The following is a 21,722-nucleotide window of genomic DNA, read 5'->3' on the forward strand; positions in this document are numbered from 1 at the left end:
CCTCAGTACGAATGTACTGGAGTAGTCCTTTTCGGGTTGCCTATAAGTTTATTTTTTTTGCGTGGAACGAGGCCAGTAGGATGGATCGCCATATCGATTGGTTCCCTTTCTCCCCGGCAATAATGCCAGTGCTCCGTGGATGAGAAAGGTAGCGATTAGATGGAGCATATACGTATTTTTTAGCGGAATATATAGATTCGTGCCGATAATATACATACCTAATAGTATTCCAAAAGGAAAACCTGGAATCGATATATCATTTAAACGTCTTACATACAGGGTATAATACCAGGGTAATAATATAATGTATCCAGCATAGGCTAAGGCTTTTATACCAAAATAAGCGGGTAATATGATGACAGCTTCTAATAGCTGTTGAATAAACATATTAAATATATGCATGGTAGCAGATAGAAAAAGAATGCCTATAATAAATTGAAATCGATTGATACGCCCTGTAATACTAATCCAACCTTGACTGTGGGGAGCTAGAAATCGTACTAGAAAGAGCGCTATGATACCTATTCCAAGGGAAATCACTATATTAATAAATAAATCCATAACTAACCTCCTACATACTATGAATAAGTATAGCATAGATTGACAGTTATGGCGAACGCATGTCAAACATAGGCATTTTGATATAGATTCTTCATAAAACTCTTAAAAAAGTAGTGTACTATACAGAAAGTTACTAGAAAAAAATAGGCAAAATAGCGGTTCATTGGTATAATAGTAAAGATAGTTAAAAAAATGGTTCACATTTTTCTCTCATAATACGATTATATAATTATGAGAGGAGGATGTTATGGAACCAATATCAACACCTATGGAAAAACGCATTCGCATGGTTCGAGCTTGGCTAGATGCAGCAGCGAAGTCCTACGCTACAAAAGGTAGTGTAAAAGGAAACTTGCATTTGTTCTTAGCACAAGCTGAAATGAAGCAAATGAATGAAGGCAAACCGTCCATTATATCGTATGCAAAAAAAGCTATAATGGCTGTGGTATTGATGGGGATCATAGGTTTTTCACAGTGGTGGATTGTACAACATAAGACGGAACAGACGAATCCAGTTGTAGAGACACAGACGGAGATGAAACAGGACGCATCAGTTACTGTAGAATCCCCTAGTAAGAATACACCTGTACATGTGGAAACTCCCTCAAAAACACCAGAAGTAATAGTAGAGGAACCAGTTTCTACTCCGACGCGTGAGCCAATCGCACAGCGCGCAGTGGAACCGACTCAAAAGCCTTCCATTACCTCACAAGAAGTGCGAGATGCGGTGCAAACTGGTGGACGTGTTTTGCGAGATGAGTAAGTAACCTTTTATATCTAAGGAGGATGATTATATGAAGGGAAACCTATCTTATAAGAAATTTTTAACATTTGCTGTACTAGCAGCGATTAGTACAACTCCAGTATTTGCTGAGACAGCAAATCATTCTGACAGTGGCAAAACAATTGCAAAATTATCCATGGCGGATTTAGGCAAGCAAAATACTACCCGTACAGAAGAAGTGGCAACTGGTGATGCAGCAACGGAAGCGGCTATTGCAGCAGCACGTGATGGAATCTCTGAGGCCGCAAAACGTGATGCGATTGAAGAACAACGTAAACGCGTTGATAACTCTTCCTTAGCAACGAATGATAAAGAAGTTAAAACCATTACAAAAGCTGGTGGTGATAAATTAGAAGAAGCACAAGCAGCAGGTGTAGAAACTGCGATTCCTCAAGTACAAGCTAGATATTATACAAGCTTGACTGAAGAAGAATTACAAAAATATGTTGGTAAAACGATTACACATATTGCAATTGATGGTCTGGATGAAGCATCTCAACCACAATTTTTAGCATTGTTACAAGGTAAAATTGGTGATGCTGTATCAGTGGAAGGTATTTCCAAAGACATCGCTAATTTAGGTGGATCTGGCGTACTTTCAGAAATTACACCTGTATTTACCGTTGTACCTGAAGGTGTAAAGGTATCCTATCATGTTACGGTTAACCCTGTAGTAAAAGGCGTGTCTGTAGAAGGCAATACGGTATACAAAACAGATGTATTAGTGCAATATCTTGGTGTGCAACCGAATACAGTGTTAAATACAATTGCAGTAGGTGAAAAAGTGCAAGGTATCAATGCAGCTTACCAACGTGATGGTTATATTTTAGCTCATGTGAAAGATATGGCTGTCGATGAAAAAGGCATTCTTCATGTATCTGTAGTAGAAGGCATGGTAGAGCGCATTACACCACATGGTAATAAGAAAACAAAAGATCGTGTTATTACACGTGAGTTCAATCAAAAAGTAGGACAACCATTTAATAAATTCTTGGTGCGTCGTTCTGTAGAAAAAGTATACAATCTTGGATTCTTTGATGATGTGAATGTACGTTTGACACAAGGTTCTACAGAAGAAGCTGTAAACATTGAAGTAGACGTATTAGAACATAAAACAGGAACTGTTACATTAGGTGCAGGTTACTCCGGTTCTGACGGATTTGTCGGCGTTGTAGAAGTGGGCGAAGAAAACTTGCGTGGTACTGGTGATAAAGTGAAAGTACACTGGGAATTTGGCGGTTCTGCAGGGTATAAAAACTATTCTGTGTCCTACTTGCGTCCTTGGTTAGATAACAAAGGTACATCTTTAGGCGTGACTTACTATGACCAATTGAATGAGTACACTGATTACAATGAAGAAGGTAAAGCAGTGGCTACGTACGATCGTAAATCTAGCGGTTTCAATATTTCCTTAGGTCGTCAAACAGCGGAATTTACTCGTGATTATGTGACATTAGAACATCGCAATGATAAATACATTTGGGATGACAAAGATTCTAGTGGTTTCCGTTATGATACAGACAGAGCACAAGGGACGCGTTGGAATAACCATGGATACCCATTCTTGTCAAAAGGTTACATAAAAAACAACTTCGGTACTACGAACAGCATTAGCTGGCAAAAAGTATATGATTCCCGTGATAATGTGTATGAACCAACTCGTGGTAAACGATTGTCTACTACATTGCAATGGGGTGGTCATGGCTTAGGTGGCGACTTTAATTTCTATAAATTTACTGGCGAAGCTAGAACATACAAAAAAGTAGGTAGCAAACAAGTTCTTGCATTCCGTGCTCGTTTAGGCTGGGCGCAAGGTGACCTACCATATAGCCAATTATATACAATCGGTGGTTCTGATTCTCTTCGTGCCTATGAAGATGATCAATACCGTGGTAAAAAAATGTACAACTTCACAGCAGAATATCGTTTCCCAATCTGGAATAAAGTAAGTGGTGCTTTGTTTGCGGATTTAGGTGATGCATGGGATGCTCCGAATGTACCTTGGTTCAATCATTCCAAAACATTTAATGCCTCCATCGGTGCCGGCGTGCGTGTGACAACACCAATTGGTCCAGTACGTATCGATTATGGTATTAGTAAAAATCAAAATAAATTCCACTTCAGCTTTGGTGGTCAATTCTAATTGATGAAAATAAAACACTGGGTGGGAAGTGCAGCCCTTGTAACTATACTGGGCTTCACTTCCATCTATGGTGCACCTGTTCAAACTGTGCATGTAGACCTGCAGAGTACAACGGGTATGATTCCATCAGCATTACAACAGCGGATGCAAGCCAGCGTACAAGCTGCTACATCGTATATCTATAAAGGAAAAGAAGTGGAAGAGATTCAAGCAGCTTTACCAAGTTATGAAAAGGCTACTATGGATATTGTAGATCGTATTTTATATGGATATACTGTGAAAGGTGTTGCTGTGCATGTGGGGGAAACTATGGATGTCAACATTCAGATAGAACCCTATGGGCATGTGATGAAATCTGTGGAAACGACGATTCATTATGGCAATCTATCTCCCTATGGCAAACAATTAGTTGAGAAAGATGTTGGGCCTATATCACAAAGATTGGAGCAAATTCTCTTAGGTTCTTCTATTGATGCATTGCATTGGGTAAAACCTATTGCGCAAAAAACGGTGCGCAATGATTTGGAAGGCTCATTGCCAGAATTTACTCCACAAGTCGATATTGTGGGTGGCGAAACTGGTCAAGTGATGGTGTATTTAGTTCCTAATGGAGATAGTATCCATAGGACAGATGTAGTCCTTCAATCAAATACATTACCGAGTGCTTTTTTCTATACTATGCGTCAATATTATGAGAAAAAAATGCGTGATTTGGAAGGATTACCTATTCAATTTGTGCGACGACATCAGGTGATGATTGAAGCAGATATTCAGAAAGAACTAAATCAAAGTCGAAGTGTTACACAGTTTGGGATTACCATCGCACCTCAATTGGAAGTCGGATCTGACACGAAACTATATTTGCAAGTAGATTCTTCTAAGTATATGATTCGTGGTGAAGGATATCTTGATATGGGACGCAATACAGACTCTGTAGGAATACGATTATATACAGGGGTTCACAAAGGCCCTCATACATGGTATTTGGAAACAGAATTTTTACCAAATAGTTTGCACTGGAAATTCAAGCCTTCTTATGTGTACCAATTTAGTAAAGATACACAAGTAGGATATCAGTATGTGTCTCCTCATGGGCGGCATAAAGCATTTCTTCGACAAGACATTGGAAATCGATGGAGCTTGCGGTATGAGCGAGATCTCAGGGAAAAAGAAAATGAATTTGCCATTGCCTATGATGTGCATGATTATTTGCAGTTAGAGTATATATGGAAAGATAAGGACAGATGGTTACGTCTTGTGGGACGTATATAAGGAAAGAAGGTAGATAAACTATGATGCGTTTATTGAATAATAAAAAGAATGTAAAAACGGTGTCAATCATTGTAGGCGTTCTTTTTGTCATTAGTGTGGGTGCTTTGGCATATACACAAATGGCAGGACATGGTGGCTCTGGTGCAGTTAGCAATATTGGTGTTATCGATATGCAACGTGTGGTTGAAAGTAATCCTAACCTAGTACAAGATGCGCAAAAAGAAATGGCTGCGTATAATGAAGAGTTGCAAAAAGAATTCAATGAAAAATCTGCAAACTTAGATGACGAAGGAAAAGCAAAACTTTCAGATGAATTACGTCAAAAGTTGCAAGACAAACAACAAAGTATTCAAGAAAATTTGAAAAAACGCGTTGATGAAGCATCTAAAGCAGTAGCAGATGGAAAAGGTCTAAGCGTTGTTATGACTCGTGATTCAGTTTTATTTGGTGGAACTGATGTAACTGAGCAAGTGAGTAAAAAATTGTCTGAAACTAAATAAGGTGGGAGCCGCATGCGAAAAGGACCTATCTTTGCCGTATTGAGTGTAGTGATACTCTGTTTAGGTATAGGTGGATATTATTTACAGACACAAAAAGAGGTTCCTCAGGGACCTAAAATTGGTGTTGTGCGACTACAAGATGTAGTAGAGTCGCACCCTAACTTTCATAGTTATGATGAACAAAAGAAAGAGTTATTGCGATTAGAGGCTCAGCGAGATAAAGAAGAACAGCTGCTACAAGCAAAATTAGGTGTAGAAGTTGGAAAATCTGAAGAAGAGCTGAAAAAAATAGAGGCTAATTTAACAGATAGTCTGCAGCAAGAATTGCAAAGTAAAATTGCTGTACGGGAAGCAGAGTTAAATCAAGACCTAGCACAACGACAACGAGCGTTATTAGAGCAATATCGCAAAGACTATAAAGTGGATCCTACAGAAGCGGATATAGAAATTGTAAATTTGCAATTATCTTTATCTACAGAAGCTAAGTTACAGCCTATTGATGACACACAACGTCAACGATGGGCACAGCGTAAGGCAGATAAAGAAGCTCGATTAGTAAAGTTATTAGAAGCTCGTGGTGCTACTATAAAAGGAGCTAATCACTGGAAAGATATAGAAGCAAAAGTACAACAAGATATGCAGCCTGCTTATGAAGCAGCGCATCGTACATTGGCAACATATGCTAGTGAGGTAGCAAAAGAATTAGGTAGTAAACGAGATGCATCTATGAAGACTATGATGGATTCACAACAAACTGTTATGGCAAAAGTTCATCAAGAAGGAGCTCAATTGTGGGATGCAGAATGGGAACAGCGACTGGCTCAAAAGCGTGATGAAGTGCAAGCTTTACATGATGCGATATTAGAAGATATTCGCGTTCGTGTAGCGGTTATAGCGAGAGCTAAGCAGTTAGAATTAGTAGTTGTCGATCATATAACAGATCGTACTGATATGGATATAACGGATGAGATTATTTCATCTTATGGGCAATAAAGGAGTAAAAGAATGAAAGACATGTGGAAACGTATGGCTACAGGAGCTATGATGGTATGTGCATTAGGACTAGTAGCTGGTTGTGGTAGTAGTGATAAAGTAGGTGTAGTTAACACTGAAAAAATTGTGCAAGAAAGTAATAAAGCAAAAGACTTGAATAAAGAGATGGAAGCAAAACAAAAAGAAATTACAGATCGCTTAGCACAAGTACAAGGCACGCAGTCTGAAGAGGAATTCCATAATACGCAAATGAATGCACAACAAGAGCTACAAATCTTTGGTCAAGCTAAAAGTAAAGAATTCAAAGCATATGTAGAGTCTAATATTCAAAGTGTAGCAAAAGAAAAAGAATTGACTGTTGTTGCGAATGACCAAGCTATCATGACTGGTGGCATTGATATCACAGAAGATGTTATTAAAAAAATGAATGAAGGTACATCTTCGGAGGAAGCTAGCAAATAATATGTGATTATAAAGTAAGGAGGCTTCATAGTGAAGTTTTCGTTGGAAGAACTTGCCAGTATGGTAGAAGGTACTGTACATGGAGATAGTTCAGTTTGTATTGAAGAAACTCGTAGTTTAGAGCAAGGTGCACCCCATGCGATTAGCTTTGCGATTGGAGATTTCCGAGAATTTGCGAAGCTTAGTAAAGCAGGGGCTATCTTGGTAGATGCGGTGATAGAGGATTGTCAAATACCACAAATCATCGTACCTAATGCGAAAGCCGCTTTTGCTAAACTATTAGAGGTATTTCATCCACCTGTTGTTTTTCCAGATGGAATTCATGAAACAGCTATTATTGGTAACAATGTAAGTATAGGCAACAATGTAAAGATTGGACCGTACTGTGTTGTTTATGACAATGCTATTATAGGAGATAATGTTACATTACATGCCTATGCATACATTGGACATAATACTCGGATTGGTGAAGGTACAACTATATATGCCAATGCTGTTGTGCATGAAAACTGTGTGCTAGGTAAGCGAGTTGTGTTACGTGCCCATGCTGTTATTGGTGGTGAGGGGTTTGGATTTGCTACGGAAAACGGAAAGCACACACATATTCCACAAGTTGGAAATGTAGTGTTAGAAGATGATGTAGAAGTAGGATCTTGCTCTTGCATTGACAATGCGACTATGGGCTCTACGTTAGTGAGACGTGGTACAAAAATAGATAATTTAGTACATCTAGGTCATAATGTAGAAATCGGTGAAGATTGTTTCTTGATTGCGCAAGTGGGGATAGCTGGAAGTACTAAATGTGGGAACCATGTTATCTTTGCAGGACAAACCGGATGTACGGGGCATATCACAATAGGAGATAATGTTACATTTGCAGGGAAGACAGGGATTACTGGAAATGTACCATCGAATGGACTCTATGCAGGATTTCCAATGAGACCTCATAAAGAGTGGTTAAAATTAGCTGCTTATGAAAGTCGATTGCCAGATATGGTGAAACAAGTGAAAGCATTAGAAAAAGAGCTGGCTCAATTAAAAGCTAAGTTAGAAGATAAATAGGGGCCCATATGATATATACATCTATGAAAGCATTAAGTGCAGTACTTTGTGCGTTACCGTATCGATTACAATATGGTATTGGATACCTATTAGGACAATTGGGTTGGTTGTTTACCCCTAAAAAGCGTAAACGTCTTGCAATCGGACAGATTTTGTTTTGTCGAATTACTGATGATGTAGAGGAAGCAAAACGAATTGCAAAAGCTAGCGTCACTCGTTTTGGTCGTATGATTGTGGATGTATTACGATATCCAGAGATAAAAGATGGAAAATATAAAGAAATGTTTACCATGGATGGTCGTGAATACCTAGAAGATGCTAAAGCAGATGGAAAAGGTGCTATTGTAATTGCACTCCATAGTGGAAACTGGGAATTACTAGGAGGCATACTAGCATCAGAAGGATATCCTTTGATTTCTGTAGCAATGCAACAACAAGGTGATGCCGATCGATTTATCAATGAATATCGAACTATGATGCACCAACATGTGACCTATAAAACAGGGGTGCGTGAAATGGTAAAAGAATTACAAAAAGGTTCTTTTATTGGGCTGATTATGGACCAAGATCCTGGCGATCAAGGTCAGCTAGTGCCATTCTTTGGTTATGAAACGCTTACTCCAGTAGGTCCTGCTGCTATGGCACGGATGCAAGATGTGCCTATTATTCCTGTTACAATTCGTTATGATGAGTATACGGAAAAACATGCAATCACGGTGCATCCACCGATTTATGCAGAAAAAACTGATGATCGAAAACGTGATATTGCAGTTACCTTGACAATATTGAATGAATGGTTAGAAGATTATATTAGACGATATCCAGAAGATTGGTTCTGGCTCCATAACCGTTGGAAATGGACCCGTCGTTTATATGGTGATACGATAGAAGTACCACCAGATGTAATGAATCAAAAATAATAGAAAGGAGGCCCCAATGAAACAACAAACAATTGGCAGACCTATTGACTATGAAGGAACTGGCTTGCATAGTGGATTGCCAGTACATATGCGTATATTACCAAGTGAAGCTAATACAGGAATTACATTTGTAAGAACTGATTTAGCAGGGACTCCTTCTGTGAAAGCAGATATACGCAATGTAACAAATACTATGCGTGCTACCACATTAGAAGATGGAGAGGCAAAAGTATTTACCGTGGAACATATATTGGCAGCCTTTTATGGTATGGCCATTGATAACTGTATTATAGAATTGAATTCACCTGAACCTCCAATAGCTGATGGTGGTTCTGCAACCTTTGTGTCTTTGATACAGGAAGCAGGTATTGTAGAACAAGATGCAGAACGATATGTCCATGTAGTACAAGAGTCTCATGGAGTTTATGAAGATGATAAGTTTATTATTATACGCCCTTATGATGGATTCCGTGTGACATTCACAAGTATCAATAGTCATCCTATGCTAGGTACACAACATGGTGATTATGAAATCACCCCAGAAGTGTTTGCCAAAGAGATTGCTCCCGCACGCACGATTGGATTTACTAAGGAAATCGAACAGTTGCAAGCAATGGGATTGGCCAAAGGCGGTTCTACAGAGAATGTCATTGTCTATGATGAGACGACTTGCTTATCAAACTTGAATTTTCCTGATGAATTGGTGCGACATAAAATTTTAGATATATTGGGAGACTTATTTTTAGTAGGCCATTTAAAAGGCCATATTATTGCTGTAAAATCAAGTCATAACTTAAATTCTCGCCTAAGTAGAGAGATTTTGAAAGAAATGTAAGAGGAGGCATACTATGATTCTGACTGTTGAAGAAATTATGGAGATTCTACCACATCGTTATCCATTTTTATTGGTAGATCGTATTATTGAAATGGAACCTATGAAACGTGCTGTAGGAATTAAAAACTGTACATTCAATGAACCGCATTTCATGGGACACTTCCCAGGCAATCCTGTTATGCCAGGGGTGTTGATTACAGAAGCAATTGCGCAGGTAGGTGGTATTGCCCTTTTATATCCAGAGGAAAATCGTGGATTGACACCAATGTTTACAGGTATTGACAAAGTACGTTTCCGTCACCCAGTAAAACCTGGTGATCAAGTGCGTATGGAAGCTGATGTGGTTAAAATTAAAGGCCGCATGGGTAAAGTAGAAGGTCGCGCTTACGTAGGTGATAAATTAGTAGCTAGTGGTGAGTATATGTTCGCCTTGGTAAAACCAGAATAACTTTCAAAATGTAAGGAGTGACGCAGATGATAGTAGTTGGCATGGAAAATGCAACATCTGAAATTCATAGTAGTGCAGTCATACATCCCGATGCCAAAATAGGTAAGAATGTTATCATTGGCCCTGGTGCAGTCATTGGAGAACATGTTGAAATCGGAGATGGTACCAAGATTGGTGCAAATGTGGTCATTGGTGGCTGGACAACGATCGGTAAGAATAACGAGTTCTTTCCTGGATGTGCTATTGGTCTTGAACCACAAGATTTAAAATTTAAAGGTGAAAAAAGTTATTGCGTGATTGGTGATAACACAGTAGTTCGTGAGTTTGTAACGATTAGTCGTGCAACTGGCGAAGGCGAGGAAACTCGCATTGGCAATAACTGTTTATTCCAAGCTTGTACTCATGTAGCTCATAACTGTATTGTTGGTAATAACGTTATTATGAGTAATTGTGCAGGTTTAGCAGGGCATGTTATCGTAGAAGATCGAGTTGTCATTGGCGGTATTGCCGGTGTGCATCAATTTGTAAAAATCGGTCGCAACGCTATGGTAGGCGGAATGGCAAAAGTTGTACAAGATATTCCACCGTATGTGATTGCCGATGGACAACCAGCACATGTCATTGGATTGAATTCTGTAGGCTTGGCACGTGCAGGTGTTTCAGAAGAAGTGCGCAGAGAATTAAAGAAAGCATTCCGGATCATTTATCGTAGTGGATATAGTTTATCCAAAGCGATTGAAGAAATGGAAATGAACTTAACATCTTCTGTTGAAATCGAACACATGTTACGATTCTTACGAAATGCAGATCGCGGTATTATGCGCGTGAGAAGAGATTAATTTCATATATGATAACAAATACATGCTAAGTGTCAAAGTGCACTTGGCATGTATTTTATTATGGTGAACTTTAATGCCTATATACTGATTCTATGGTATAATATAGATTGGAATTTTTATAATTAAAAGTTAGTAGGAGGCGTTATGGCGAAAGTAGGATTGATTGCAGGGATTGGTAATCTGCCAGTTGAATTTATGCGCGCAGCCCAACGAGAAGGATATGAAGTTGTGGTTATATCCGTCGTGACTGATGGGGCTCCACAATTACAAGTAGAAGCCGATGCATACTATCAAATTAGCGTCTTTAAATCAGATACGGTGATAAAAACCTTTTTAAAAGAAGGTGTTACGGATGTAACCATGCTTGGGAAGGTAACGAAAGAACATCTCTATAAAAAGATTACTACTATTCCAGATATGAGAACTATCAAAATACTCAATCGCCTACGTAATCGTAAAGATGATACGATTATGTTAGCCATTGTAGCTGAGCTTGAGAAGGAAGGCCTTCAAGTGGCAGATCAAACGAAATATATGCGTTCCTTGATGCCGCCAGTAGGTGTTATGACACATCGGAAGCCTACAGAAACGGAAGCGTTAGATATAGAATTTGGATTTACCCTAGCAAAGCAAATGGGTGGTCTCGACATTGGACAAACGGTGGTTGTTAAAGAACAAGCTGCGATGGCTATAGAAGCGATTGAAGGTACAGATGCATGCATTCAACGTGGGGGATCCTTGGCAAGAGAAGGTGCTGTGGTTGTAAAAACAGCAAAGCCTAATCAGGATGTACGTTTTGATGTGCCTGCAGTAGGCATGAAGACATTGGAATCTATGATTGGCAGTCATTGCAAAGTCTTAGCGATGGAAGCGAAACGAACTATATTCATAGAACAGGAAGCTGTCCTAAAAAAAGCGAATGAATTAGGTATCGTAATCTGTGCTGTAGAAGGGCCAGATGAGGAGTAAGAATGAAAATTATGTTTTCTGCTGGTGAAGCGTCGGGAGATACCCATGGTGCCAGCGTCGCGAAAGCTTTGCTTTCAAAGTACCCAGATGCCACGTTGTTTGGCATGGGTGGAGATTTGATGAAAGCAGCTGGGGTCGATATTATATATGATATTGAACAGTTAGGTTTCATTGGTATCGTTGAAATCATTAAACATTTGCCAACGTTCTTTAAATTACGTACGTTCTTAAAAGAAGCGATGTTGCGTGAGAAACCAGACGTATTAGTATGTATTGATTATCCTGGATTCAATATGAAGCTGGCTAAAGTAGCACATGATTTAGGTATACCAGTGGTATATTATATTGCGCCTACTATTTGGGCCTGGAATAAGGGTAGAGGCAAAGATATTGCTAAAACAGTGACAAAGGTAGCATCAATTTTTCCTTTTGAGGCGGAAGCATATCAAGAGTTTGGCGTCGATGTGGAGTTCGTCGGCAATCCGCTAGTGGATATTGTAAAACCAGCTATGACGAGAGAAGAAGCATGTACTCATTTTGGAGCGTCTCCAGAAGCGCGTAATATATTGTTAATGCCGGGCAGTCGAAAACAAGAAGTACAGGGGTTGTTGCCAACTATGCTGAGTGCTGCTGAAGAGCTAGCAAAGTCTAGATCTGATCTTGCATTTTTCTTGCCAAGAGCACATACAATACCACGAGCTGATTTGGAAGCTATTATTCAAAAATATTCGGTACCTATTACGATTACAGAAGGTAATAATTATGATTTAATGCAAATTTGTACGGCTTGTATCGCTGCATCTGGAACGGCGACACTGGAAACAGCATTGATGAATGTGCCTACATTATTAATTTATAAGGTAGCACCTATTACATATGGAATTGGGAAATTGTTGGTGAATATTAAAGATATAGGTCTGCCAAATATTATCGCAAAACGCCGTGTGATACCTGAACTTTTACAAGGGGAAGTGACAGTATCTAATGTATGTCATGAAATGAGTCAGATACTTGATGATACTTCTATATATGAACAGATGAAATTAGACTTGGCCCAAGTGAAAGTAGATTTAGGTGCGCCAGGTGCGGTGCAACGTGTAGCTGATGTCATTGCATCAGTAGCAATGAAGGAGGCATAAATGAACCGATATAAACAACTATTAGCCTTTATTGGTCCATACAAGATGCGGCTTGCATTAGGCGTCTTTTGTATGATTGTAGCAGCCATGGGGTATCTGGTAGTACCATGGTTAATTCGAAATGTAGTAGATGAAGTGTTACAAGATAAGAATATGGCAATGTTGACCATCATAGTGATGGCTATCTTGGTTATCTTTTTGATTCGTGGGTTTGCAACCTATGGACAGAATTATACAATGGCTTATGTAGGACAACGTGTGGTAATCGATATTCGAGAAACGCTGTTCAAGCATTTGCAACGATTGGATCAAGCCTATTTTGATCGTCGTAAGACGGGAATTATCATGAGTAATATTACCAGCGATGTAGGTGCGCTACAGCAAGCCATCGTTGATAATTTAATCTCCTTTATGACGGAAGGTGTTACATTAGTAGGTTCACTAGTGTTCATGTTCTATCTAGATTGGAAATTGTCCCTATTAACCTTAATTATTGTGCCAGTTGTATTGGGGTTAACAAATGTATTTGGTAAACGATTGCGTTCTGCTGGTCATGAAGTGCAAGGTAGAACAGCAGATATTACAGCATTTTTGCAAGAAGTAATTTCTGGTGTTCGTGTGATTCGTTCCTTTGCGCGTGAACATTATGAATTTGGTCGCTTTCAAAAAGAAAATCAAAATAACTTTGATGCAGCCATGAAAGCTACAAAATTAACAGCTCTCATGAGCCCTATGGTAGAGTTTTCTGCAGCCATTGCAGTGGTGGTAATTCTGTGGTATGGTGGCTACTCTGTAGTACAAGGCTATATTACGGCAGGTTCCTTGATTGCATTTTTAATTTATGCGATTAATTTATCAAACCCTGTGAAACGGTTGACACAAGTCTATGGTAATTTACAAAAAGCGTTAGCAGCCGGCGATCGTGTAATTGATATATTAGAAACGGAACCGCATGTAAAAGAATCAGAAACTGCAAAGCCACTGGCTCATGTGCAAGGAGATGTACAGTTTGATAATGTAACGTTTTCCTATGATGGAGAAGGGCTAGCATTAAACGGTGTTACGATTCATGCAAAGCCAGGACAAACGGTGGCTATTGTAGGACCATCTGGAGCTGGTAAATCAACGATTGCTAATCTATTACCTAGATTTTATGATGTCACTGGTGGCTGTATTCGTATTGATGGTGTCGATGTTCGAGACACCACATTCCAATCATTACGTGAGAATATTGGGCTTGTGCCACAAGATACCATGTTATTTAATGCATCAGTAAAAGATAATATCTTATACGGCCGATTAGATGCTACAGATGAAGAAGTATTAGCTGCAGCTAAGGCTGCTAATGCGTATGAGTTTATTGAAAAGCTACCGGAAGGTTTTGATACAATGGTAGGAGAACGAGGAAACTCTTTATCAGGTGGACAACGACAACGGATTGCTATTGCTAGAGCGATTCTTAAGAATCCTAGTATCTTGATTCTAGATGAAGCTACTTCGGCATTGGATACGGAGAGTGAAAAAATTGTGCAAGAAGCATTGGAACGATTGATGAAGAATCGAACTGCTCTTGTCATAGCACATCGCTTGAGTACCATAAAACATGCAGACCACATTGTAGTGTTACAACGAGGATCTGTAGTAGAAGAAGGTACACATGACGAATTGTTAGCATGTGGTGGTGTATATAGTCATTTATATTCTGTTCAATTTTCGGCAAAGGAATAAACAATGTACTGGATATATAATGTAGTACTTAGCATATTTTGGATAGGATTGCTTCCTTGCATAGTATATTGGTGGATTGTAGAGACAGGGTTTTATTCTCGTATGAAACAGAGTATGGGAATTCTACCTACACCTTTGAAAGAGGCTATAGCTGATACATCAGTTATTTGGATACATGCTGCGTCTGTTGGTGAAGTAGTGGCAGCAAGCCCTATCGTGAAGGAGCTAAAACAACAGTTTCCTCATATGGCTGTCGTCGTGTCTGTGGTCACGAAAGCAGGGCACGGTATGGCTACACGTATTATAGAGGAAGCAGATGGGATTATCTTTTTTCCCTTGGACTTTCCTATATTCGTAAAACGATTATTGTACAAGATACGTCCCGTGGCGATTCTGTTAGTAGAAACGGAGTTATGGCCTAATTTTTTACATATGGCATCTCAACAACGGATACCTATTATGATGGTCAATGGGCGTATTAGTGATCGGTCTGTAAAACGATATAAAAAGGTGCAATCTTTCACGGATGAGATGTTAGGGTGCATTGATAGATTTTGCATGCAATCAGCTGTTGACAGAAACAATATTCTTCAACTTGGTGTGAACTCAGATACAGTGGTGGTCACGGGGAATACAAAATATGATCAGACCTATGGGACTGTAAGCAAGGAAGAGCAAGATCAATTACGCCGTGAATTTGGGTTTACTGAAAGTCATCCTATTATTATTGCTGGTAGCACTCACGAGGGGGAAGAACTATCTTTACTCAAAGCATTTAAGGAAATACTAGCTATAAATCCAAAGGCAAAATTGCTAATTGCACCTCGTCAGATTATACGAGGTAAAGACATACAAAGTATGGTAGAGGAGCACCAATTATCTGTTGTTCGTCGTAGCGTAATGACAGAACCAGTGTCCCAAGAGATTTCTGTTGTTATTTTAGACACCATAGGAGAATTAGGTCGTTTATATAGTGTAGGAGATATTGTATTTGTGGGAGGATCGCTTATCCCACGAGGGGGACATAATATATTAGAGCCTGCATCACATGGAAAGCCGATTATTGTAGGGCCACATATGTTTAACTTTAAGGAAATTTATAGTCTGTTGCAATCTAGGTCTGCTTGTACTATGGTACAAGATGAAGTAGAATTGTTGCATGTGATGCTAAAACTTTGTGAACATGAAGAGTTGCGCACAGAAATGAGTCAAAATTGTTTAACAGTAGTTGCTGAAAATAGAGGAGCAACAGCCCGTAATATAGAAGAGGTTAGAAAGCTATTAAACTAGTTACAACACATTTTGTTGTGAGTCTTCATATAATTTTTAACATCCTAGTCTATACTAGACGGATAGATAAGGAGGCGGAATCATGAAAGGGGAACAACTTTTTAAGTATATTATTAGTGGGCAGATGGGTGGATCTGTTGGAGATATGCTTAGAGGTGGACTGAGTAAGGCAAGTCGCTTATATGAAAAAGTGGTAGAATATCGCAATGACCAATATAATGATCCCAAACGAGTATATACAGCACCAGTACCAGTGATTAGTGTAGGGAATATAACTGTTGGTGGCACAGGTAAAACACCTATGGTACGATATGTATGTGAAGTATTGGACAGAAAACAATATGCTGTGAGTGTATTGAGTCGTGGTTATAAAGCAGATAATAATAAAAAATCAATTGTTGTTTCTCGCCAAGGTCATGTAGAGGTATCTTCTTTTATCAGTGGTGATGAAGCCTGGTTGTTAGCAAAAACATTACCTCATGCAAATGTGGTGATTGGGACTAAACGAGTAGAATCTGCGAAGATAGCTGTTGAGCAGTTAGGGTCAAATGTATTGGTTCTAGATGATGGTTTTCAACATAGAGCGTTGGGACGAGATGCAGATATTGTATTAATTGATGCAAGTCATCCATTTGGCTATGGACATGTATTACCACGGGGATTATTGCGTGAACCACTAGACAATCTGAAGCGGGCTCACTATATTGTATTAACAAAAACTAATCAGGTGGAACCAGAAGTACTAGAGGATTTGCGCAATGAGATATATACATTGGTACCACATATCCCCGTAGCGGAAACGATTCATAAAACATTAGGATTTCAAACATTAGAAGAATGGAGTCACTCTGGTCCTATTCATGATATAGCAGACTATGATGGTACACCGTTATTAGCTGTCAGTGGAATTGGTCAGCCAGCTTCTTTCATAACAAACTTAAAAAGCTATGGCTTTGCAGTGCAAGACATGATGAGCTTTGGCGATCATCATGACTACACGGAAGAGGATGTAGTTAAGATTTGGCAACATTGTTTTACAAAGGGCATTCAAGGTATTATCACTACAGAAAAAGATGCAGTAAAATTATCTCAAGTGCGTGCCATTCGAGATTTGAAAATTCCAATATATGTTCTTGTCATCGGCATTGAATTTACTGCTGGTGAAGAAGAATTTACATCCTATCTATTACGTGTAGCAAAGGGGAATTAAAATGCATATCGCATGTATTATACCAGCTAGGTATGGGTCTACTCGTCTGCCGGGAAAGCCGTTGGCCATGATTGGTGATAAGCCAATGATCCAACGTGTATATGAACAAGTTTCTAAGGCGACGGAGATTGAACAAGTTATTGTTGCTACAGATGATCAACGAGTATATGATGCGGTGGTAGCCTTTGGTGGACAAGCTATGATGACTCGACCAGATCATTTAACAGGTACAGATCGTTTAGCAGAAGTGGCTGCAACACATACTGAGATTGATGTGATTATCAATGTACAAGGGGATGAACCACTTATAGATGCCAATGTCATTGATGCCTTGGCAAGAGAGTTTAAAGAAGACAGTAGTTTACAAATGGGAACGGTTGGATGCCCTTTATTAGAAGAGGAATACAACGAACCTAGTGCTGTAAAGGTTATTGTAAACCGCTTAGGAAATGCTATGTATTTTTCAAGGTCTTTAATTCCGTACCCTAGAAACGCCTTCGTGCAGCCTCCGTTAAAACATGTAGGGATGTATGGATATCAACGCCAGTTCTTATTGAATTATGCGAAGATGGAACCTACCCCTGCGGAGTTAACAGAGTCATTAGAGCAATTACGGGCTTTGGAGAATGGCTATACAATACGAGTGATTACAACTGATCAGCGCTTTGTAGGTGTAGATACACCAGAAGATTTAGATCGGGTAAATGAAATATTTCGAACATTAGATGCATAATATATGCTCTAAGAAAGGAGAACCTATGAAAGAGGTTAAGATTGGTAACCTCACCGTTGGTGGTGGTAAAGGTTTATTTTTATTAGCAGGCCCTTGCGTTATTGAAGGGTATGAACGTACATTGGCTATAGGTCGTCGCATGAAAGAAATTTGCGAAAAATTAGGAATTCCTTATGTATTTAAGGCTTCTTTTGATAAAGCAAATCGATCTAGCTATTCTTCATTCCGTGGTCCTGGTTTGGAAGAAGGATTAGAAATTTTAAAAGCTATTAAAGAAGAATTACAAGTCCCTGTAGTGAGTGATATTCATGATATTACACAAATTGAACGAGCAGCAGAGGTATTGGACATCCTTCAAATTCCTGCCTTCTTATGCCGTCAAACGGACTTGGTGTATGGAGCAGCAGCTACTGGAAAGTGCGTGAATGTCAAAAAAGGTCAATTCATGGCTCCTAAAGATATGAGCAATGTGTTGAAAAAAATGGAAGAAACAGGAAACCAAAATTTGATGCTTACAGAACGAGGATTTAGTTTCGGTTATAATAATTTGGTCGTAGATATGCGATCCTTCCCAATTATGAGATCTTTTGACTATCCAGTTATCTTTGATGCGACTCACTCTGTACAATTGCCAGGTGGAGCGGGTACGGCATCTTCTGGACAGCGTGAGTTTGTTGCTAACTTAGCACGGGCAGCGGTAGCGAGTGGTGTAGATGGATTATTCTTTGAAGTCCATGATAATCCTGAAGAAGCTCTTTCAGACGGACCAAATATGCTATATCTTGATTCCGTAGAGGAATTATTGACAGATTTAATTGCTATCGATACAATCGTAAAAAAATAGGACAGATGTAAAGGATGCAGGTGAACTATGAAGATACTTGAACGAGCATCACAAGTGCTCCAAGAAGAATCAAAAGCAGTATTAGATTTAATTGAAACATTAGACCACCGTTTTGTAGAGGCTGTAGAGTTAATTTTAGCAGCCAAAGGTCGTGTTGTTTGTACTGGTATGGGGAAATCGGGCCATATTGCTCGTAAGATTTCTGCTACCTTAGCTAGTACTGGCACACCTGCATTGTTTCTTCATCCCGGTGAAGGTGTTCATGGGGATTTAGGTATGGTGACATCTGATGATGTGGTACTTGCATTTTCCAATAGTGGAGAAACAAGTGAAGTAGTTAGTTTGTTGCCATCATTACGCCGTATCGGAGCTAAACTTATTTCTGTAGTAGGGAACCAAAGTTCTACCTTAGGAAGAAATTCCGATGTAACATTATTAGTAGAAGTAGAAAAAGAGGCTTGCCCATTAGGGTTAGCACCGACTACTAGTACGACAGCAGCGTTGGCATTAGGTGATGCATTAGCCGTATGTTTGTTAGACCAACATCAATTTACACCAGAAAATTTTGCTGTATTCCATCCAGGTGGATCCTTAGGGTGCAAACTATTATTGACGGTAGAGAACATCATGCATGGGGAGGAAGACAATCCAGTCATTCATAGGACAGCTACGGTGAAAGATGCTTTGTTTGTCATGACAAATAAAGGGTTAGGAGCTGCGAATGTCATAGATGAAGAAGGGAATTTAGTGGGCCTTGTTACAGATGGGGACATACGAAGGGGCTTAGATTCTGGTAGTAATTTCCTAGTATGGCCAATTGAAGATATGATGACAAAAGCGCCGCGTACGATTACGAAGGATAAGTTAGCGGCAGAAGCCTTACATATGATGGAAAAGCATCAGCCTAGACCGATTACTGTATTACCCGTAGTCAGTCATGATGGTAAAAGTTTAGGCTTGGTACATATTACTGATTTATTGCGAAGAGGCATTGTGTAATGGCGATACGATGTTTAGTTCTCGATGTAGATGGAGTCCTTACAAAAGGTGAGATTATCTATACATCTACAGGGGAAGAAATAAAAGCATTCCATGCAAAAGATGGATTAGGATTAACATTAGCGCATACCATGGGGCTATATACAGCGATCATTACAGGCCGTACATCGCCTATGGTAGAGCGACGCGCAAAAGAATTAAAAATTTCTCATTTGCAAATGGGAAGTCATAACAAAAGTGAAGGTCTTCAAGAGCTATTGAAGGTCCTTCCTATAACAGCCGATGAGGTAGCCTACATCGGCGATGATTTAAATGATTTAGGCATTATGTCTAAAGTAGGGTTACCAATTACCCCTCAAGACGGGGCGAAAGAAGTAAAAGATATTGCTCATTATATTTGTCAGGCTAAGGGCGGTGAAGGTGCCGTTCGAGAAGCTGTAGAATATATATTAAAACATGAAGGACTTTGGGAGGAAGCTGTACGCAAGTATAAAGACGAATCCTATCATACAGGTCAATAGAAAGGAGGCTTACATGGCAGGAGAATGGCAATATACGGCATTGAAAACAATTAGTAAGCTAGTATGTAAATTACCATATTCTACAATTTTATCTGTTGGAGCTTTCCTAGGGCCGTTGTATAAAATTTTTGGAAAAAAACAGGTTAAACGAGGTTTAAACAACCTTATGATTGGCCTTGCCATAGAGGAAAAAGAAGCCATGGCTATCTTAGATCGTTTATTTCAAAATTTGGGACGATCTGTATTAGAAACGCTATATATGCCAAACCTAACACCAGAGTTTATTAAAGAACATATTGAGTTGCGAGGGGCAGAGCATTTAGAAGCAGCTATGGCTGAAGATAAAGGTGTTGTTATCTTAACGGCCCATATTGGGAATTGGGAATGGATGGGCGCTGCTTTAGCAGCTAATGGATACCCTTCTACAACGATAGTTAAGAATCAACCGAACGCACAATTCACAAGATTGATGAATGAATATCGTGAAATGGTAGGTCTCGAAGTATTCGCCCGTGGTGGATCAGAAATGAGAGGTGCCGCACAGGCTATGAAAGCTAAAAAGCTATTGGGCTTTTTGGCCGATCAAGATGGATGGTACCAAGGTCTTCCAGTGATGTTTTTAGGACAGGAATCGTCAGCAGTGACGGGACCAGCATCATTCGCAAGAAAATTTAAAGCTCCAGTCGTTCCTGTATTTGCTTCCCGCAAGGAGAATGGACATATTGTACATATTCTACCAGCACTGCATTATAAAGATACTGGTGATGTGGAGAAAGATATGTTCCGCCTTACGGAAGAGACTGTTAAAATTACAGAAGATTTTATCAAAGAACATCCAGATGAATGGCTATGGTTCCAACATCGTTGGAATACAAAGTTAGAGGATATTGCAGATATCGAACGAAAATTGCAAGTGCGGGAGGCAGTGCATGGAGAAAAATAAAAAACTTCTATTCACTATCATAGTAGGCATTGCCATCCTGATTGGACTGGGCTATTTTCTCTATGGTGGAACAGAAACAGCTACAGAAGGTCCTTCAGGAAACTCCATTAGCTTTAATGGAACAGAATTAAAAGAAGAAAAAAATGGACAACTAGTTTGGTCTGTAAAAGCAGAAAAAATAAGTGTGGACCAAACAACAAAAGTGATTACATTAGATATGATTACGGGCACATTTCATCGGGATGGAACGGTATTAACTGTAAAAGCACCGAAAGGAGTCGTTTCTAGTGATCATGGAAAGATTACTTTATCAGGTGGTATAGAAGCTACTTCTAATACAGGTGCTAGCCTTCGTACAGAAGGAATAGAATATATAAGTAAAACTCAACAATTCAAATCTACCTCTAAATTTACATACTCCGATGGGGAAACAACATTAGAGGGGGATGCATTAGAAGCAGATATGATCTTGCAACAAGTAACAGCAAAAGGTCATGCTCAATTGATTCGCAAGTAGGAAGGATATT

The 21,722-nt window shown here is 39.3% G+C and carries 23 protein-coding genes; 22 read left to right on the forward strand and 1 reads right to left on the reverse strand.

All coding sequences use genetic code 11. From position 1 onward, the window contains the following. Positions 1-48: 48 nt before the first annotated feature. Positions 49-561, reverse strand: a complete 513-nt coding sequence (locus tag EO115_RS04890; protein ID WP_164724055.1) for a DUF805 domain-containing protein — start codon at positions 559-561, stop codon at positions 49-51. Between the two features lie 247 nt (positions 562-808). On the opposite strand from EO115_RS04890, the gene EO115_RS04895 reads away from it, so the two are divergent. From EO115_RS04895 to lptC, 22 genes are all read left to right on the forward strand, one after another. Further along, the gene (locus EO115_RS04895; protein WP_126937867.1) at positions 809-1,324 is read left to right on the forward strand and encodes a hypothetical protein; all 516 of its coding nucleotides are present in this window, start codon (positions 809-811) and stop codon (positions 1,322-1,324) included. Positions 1,325-1,355: 31 nt separating this feature from the next. Next, a complete protein-coding gene (locus tag EO115_RS04900) occupies positions 1,356-3,488 on the forward strand; it encodes an outer membrane protein assembly factor (protein WP_126937868.1) in 2,133 nt (710 codons plus the stop codon). Positions 3,489-3,491: 3 nt separating this feature from the next. After that, on the forward strand, positions 3,492-4,760 hold the full coding sequence (locus EO115_RS04905; protein WP_126937869.1) for a hypothetical protein: 1,269 nt from the start codon (positions 3,492-3,494) through the stop codon (positions 4,758-4,760). Between the two features lie 20 nt (positions 4,761-4,780). Then, positions 4,781-5,260 carry an OmpH family outer membrane protein gene (locus EO115_RS04910; RefSeq protein WP_126937870.1) on the forward strand — a complete coding sequence of 160 codons (480 nt, stop codon included), beginning with the start codon at positions 4,781-4,783 and terminating at the stop codon, positions 5,258-5,260. Positions 5,261-5,272: 12 nt separating this feature from the next. Next, positions 5,273-6,253 carry an OmpH family outer membrane protein gene (locus EO115_RS04915; protein WP_126937872.1) on the forward strand — a complete coding sequence of 327 codons (981 nt, stop codon included), beginning with the start codon at positions 5,273-5,275 and terminating at the stop codon, positions 6,251-6,253. 12 nt (positions 6,254-6,265) lie between these two features. Further along, entirely contained in the window at positions 6,266-6,715 is a 450-nt protein-coding gene (locus EO115_RS04920; protein ID WP_126937873.1) for an OmpH family outer membrane protein, read from the forward strand. Positions 6,716-6,745: 30 nt separating this feature from the next. Beyond that, positions 6,746-7,777, forward strand: coding sequence for a UDP-3-O-(3-hydroxymyristoyl)glucosamine N-acyltransferase (gene lpxD / locus EO115_RS04925; protein ID WP_126937874.1), 1,032 nt, complete (start codon positions 6,746-6,748; stop codon positions 7,775-7,777). Positions 7,778-7,788: 11 nt separating this feature from the next. Next, a complete protein-coding gene (locus tag EO115_RS04930) occupies positions 7,789-8,697 on the forward strand; it encodes a lysophospholipid acyltransferase family protein (protein ID WP_126937898.1) in 909 nt (302 codons plus the stop codon). A 16-nt stretch (positions 8,698-8,713) separates the two neighbouring features. After that, complete coding sequence (lpxC, locus tag EO115_RS04935; RefSeq protein ID WP_126937875.1) at positions 8,714-9,532, forward strand: UDP-3-O-acyl-N-acetylglucosamine deacetylase; 819 nt, start codon at positions 8,714-8,716, stop codon at positions 9,530-9,532. 13 nt (positions 9,533-9,545) lie between these two features. After that, entirely contained in the window at positions 9,546-9,980 is a 435-nt protein-coding gene (fabZ, locus tag EO115_RS04940) for a 3-hydroxyacyl-ACP dehydratase FabZ (protein ID WP_126937876.1), read from the forward strand. 26 nt (positions 9,981-10,006) lie between these two features. Then, complete coding sequence (gene lpxA, locus EO115_RS04945; RefSeq protein WP_126937877.1) at positions 10,007-10,819, forward strand: acyl-ACP--UDP-N-acetylglucosamine O-acyltransferase; 813 nt, start codon at positions 10,007-10,009, stop codon at positions 10,817-10,819. A 144-nt stretch (positions 10,820-10,963) separates the two neighbouring features. Then, positions 10,964-11,788, forward strand: coding sequence for an LpxI family protein (locus EO115_RS04950; protein WP_126937879.1), 825 nt, complete (start codon positions 10,964-10,966; stop codon positions 11,786-11,788). Between the two features lie 2 nt (positions 11,789-11,790). Continuing rightward, positions 11,791-12,927, forward strand: coding sequence for a lipid-A-disaccharide synthase (gene lpxB / locus EO115_RS04955; RefSeq protein WP_126937880.1), 1,137 nt, complete (start codon positions 11,791-11,793; stop codon positions 12,925-12,927). Then, positions 12,928-14,655, forward strand: a complete 1,728-nt coding sequence (msbA, locus tag EO115_RS04960) for a lipid A export permease/ATP-binding protein MsbA (RefSeq protein WP_126937881.1) — start codon at positions 12,928-12,930, stop codon at positions 14,653-14,655. A gap of 3 nt (positions 14,656-14,658) precedes the next feature. Next, positions 14,659-15,945: a 3-deoxy-D-manno-octulosonic acid transferase gene (locus EO115_RS04965; protein WP_126937882.1), complete on the forward strand. Its 1,287-nt coding sequence runs from the start codon at positions 14,659-14,661 to the stop codon at positions 15,943-15,945. Positions 15,946-16,027: 82 nt separating this feature from the next. Further along, positions 16,028-17,155 carry a tetraacyldisaccharide 4'-kinase gene (lpxK, locus tag EO115_RS04970; RefSeq protein WP_126937883.1) on the forward strand — a complete coding sequence of 376 codons (1,128 nt, stop codon included), beginning with the start codon at positions 16,028-16,030 and terminating at the stop codon, positions 17,153-17,155. A gap of 1 nt (position 17,156) precedes the next feature. Beyond that, positions 17,157-17,888 carry a 3-deoxy-manno-octulosonate cytidylyltransferase gene (kdsB, locus tag EO115_RS04975; RefSeq protein ID WP_126937884.1) on the forward strand — a complete coding sequence of 244 codons (732 nt, stop codon included), beginning with the start codon at positions 17,157-17,159 and terminating at the stop codon, positions 17,886-17,888. Positions 17,889-17,913: 25 nt separating this feature from the next. Further along, positions 17,914-18,732, forward strand: a complete 819-nt coding sequence (gene kdsA, locus EO115_RS04980; protein ID WP_126937885.1) for a 3-deoxy-8-phosphooctulonate synthase — start codon at positions 17,914-17,916, stop codon at positions 18,730-18,732. 27 nt (positions 18,733-18,759) lie between these two features. Then, the gene (locus EO115_RS04985; protein WP_126937886.1) at positions 18,760-19,731 is read left to right on the forward strand and encodes an SIS domain-containing protein; all 972 of its coding nucleotides are present in this window, start codon (positions 18,760-18,762) and stop codon (positions 19,729-19,731) included. Continuing rightward, on the forward strand, positions 19,731-20,252 hold the full coding sequence (locus EO115_RS04990; RefSeq protein ID WP_126937887.1) for an HAD family hydrolase: 522 nt from the start codon (positions 19,731-19,733) through the stop codon (positions 20,250-20,252). The genes EO115_RS04985 and EO115_RS04990 overlap by 1 nt, the downstream gene beginning before the upstream one ends. 13 nt (positions 20,253-20,265) lie before the next feature. Continuing rightward, entirely contained in the window at positions 20,266-21,195 is a 930-nt protein-coding gene (locus EO115_RS04995; protein ID WP_126937888.1) for a lysophospholipid acyltransferase family protein, read from the forward strand. After that, entirely contained in the window at positions 21,182-21,712 is a 531-nt protein-coding gene (lptC, locus tag EO115_RS05000) for an LPS export ABC transporter periplasmic protein LptC (RefSeq protein ID WP_126937889.1), read from the forward strand. Before EO115_RS04995 ends, lptC begins: the two co-directional genes overlap by 14 nt. Positions 21,713-21,722 lie beyond the last annotated feature (10 nt).

It is taken from the genome of Veillonella sp. CHU740, assembly GCF_003992055.1.
In the GTDB taxonomy this organism is placed as follows: Bacteria; Bacillota; Negativicutes; order Veillonellales; family Veillonellaceae; genus F0422.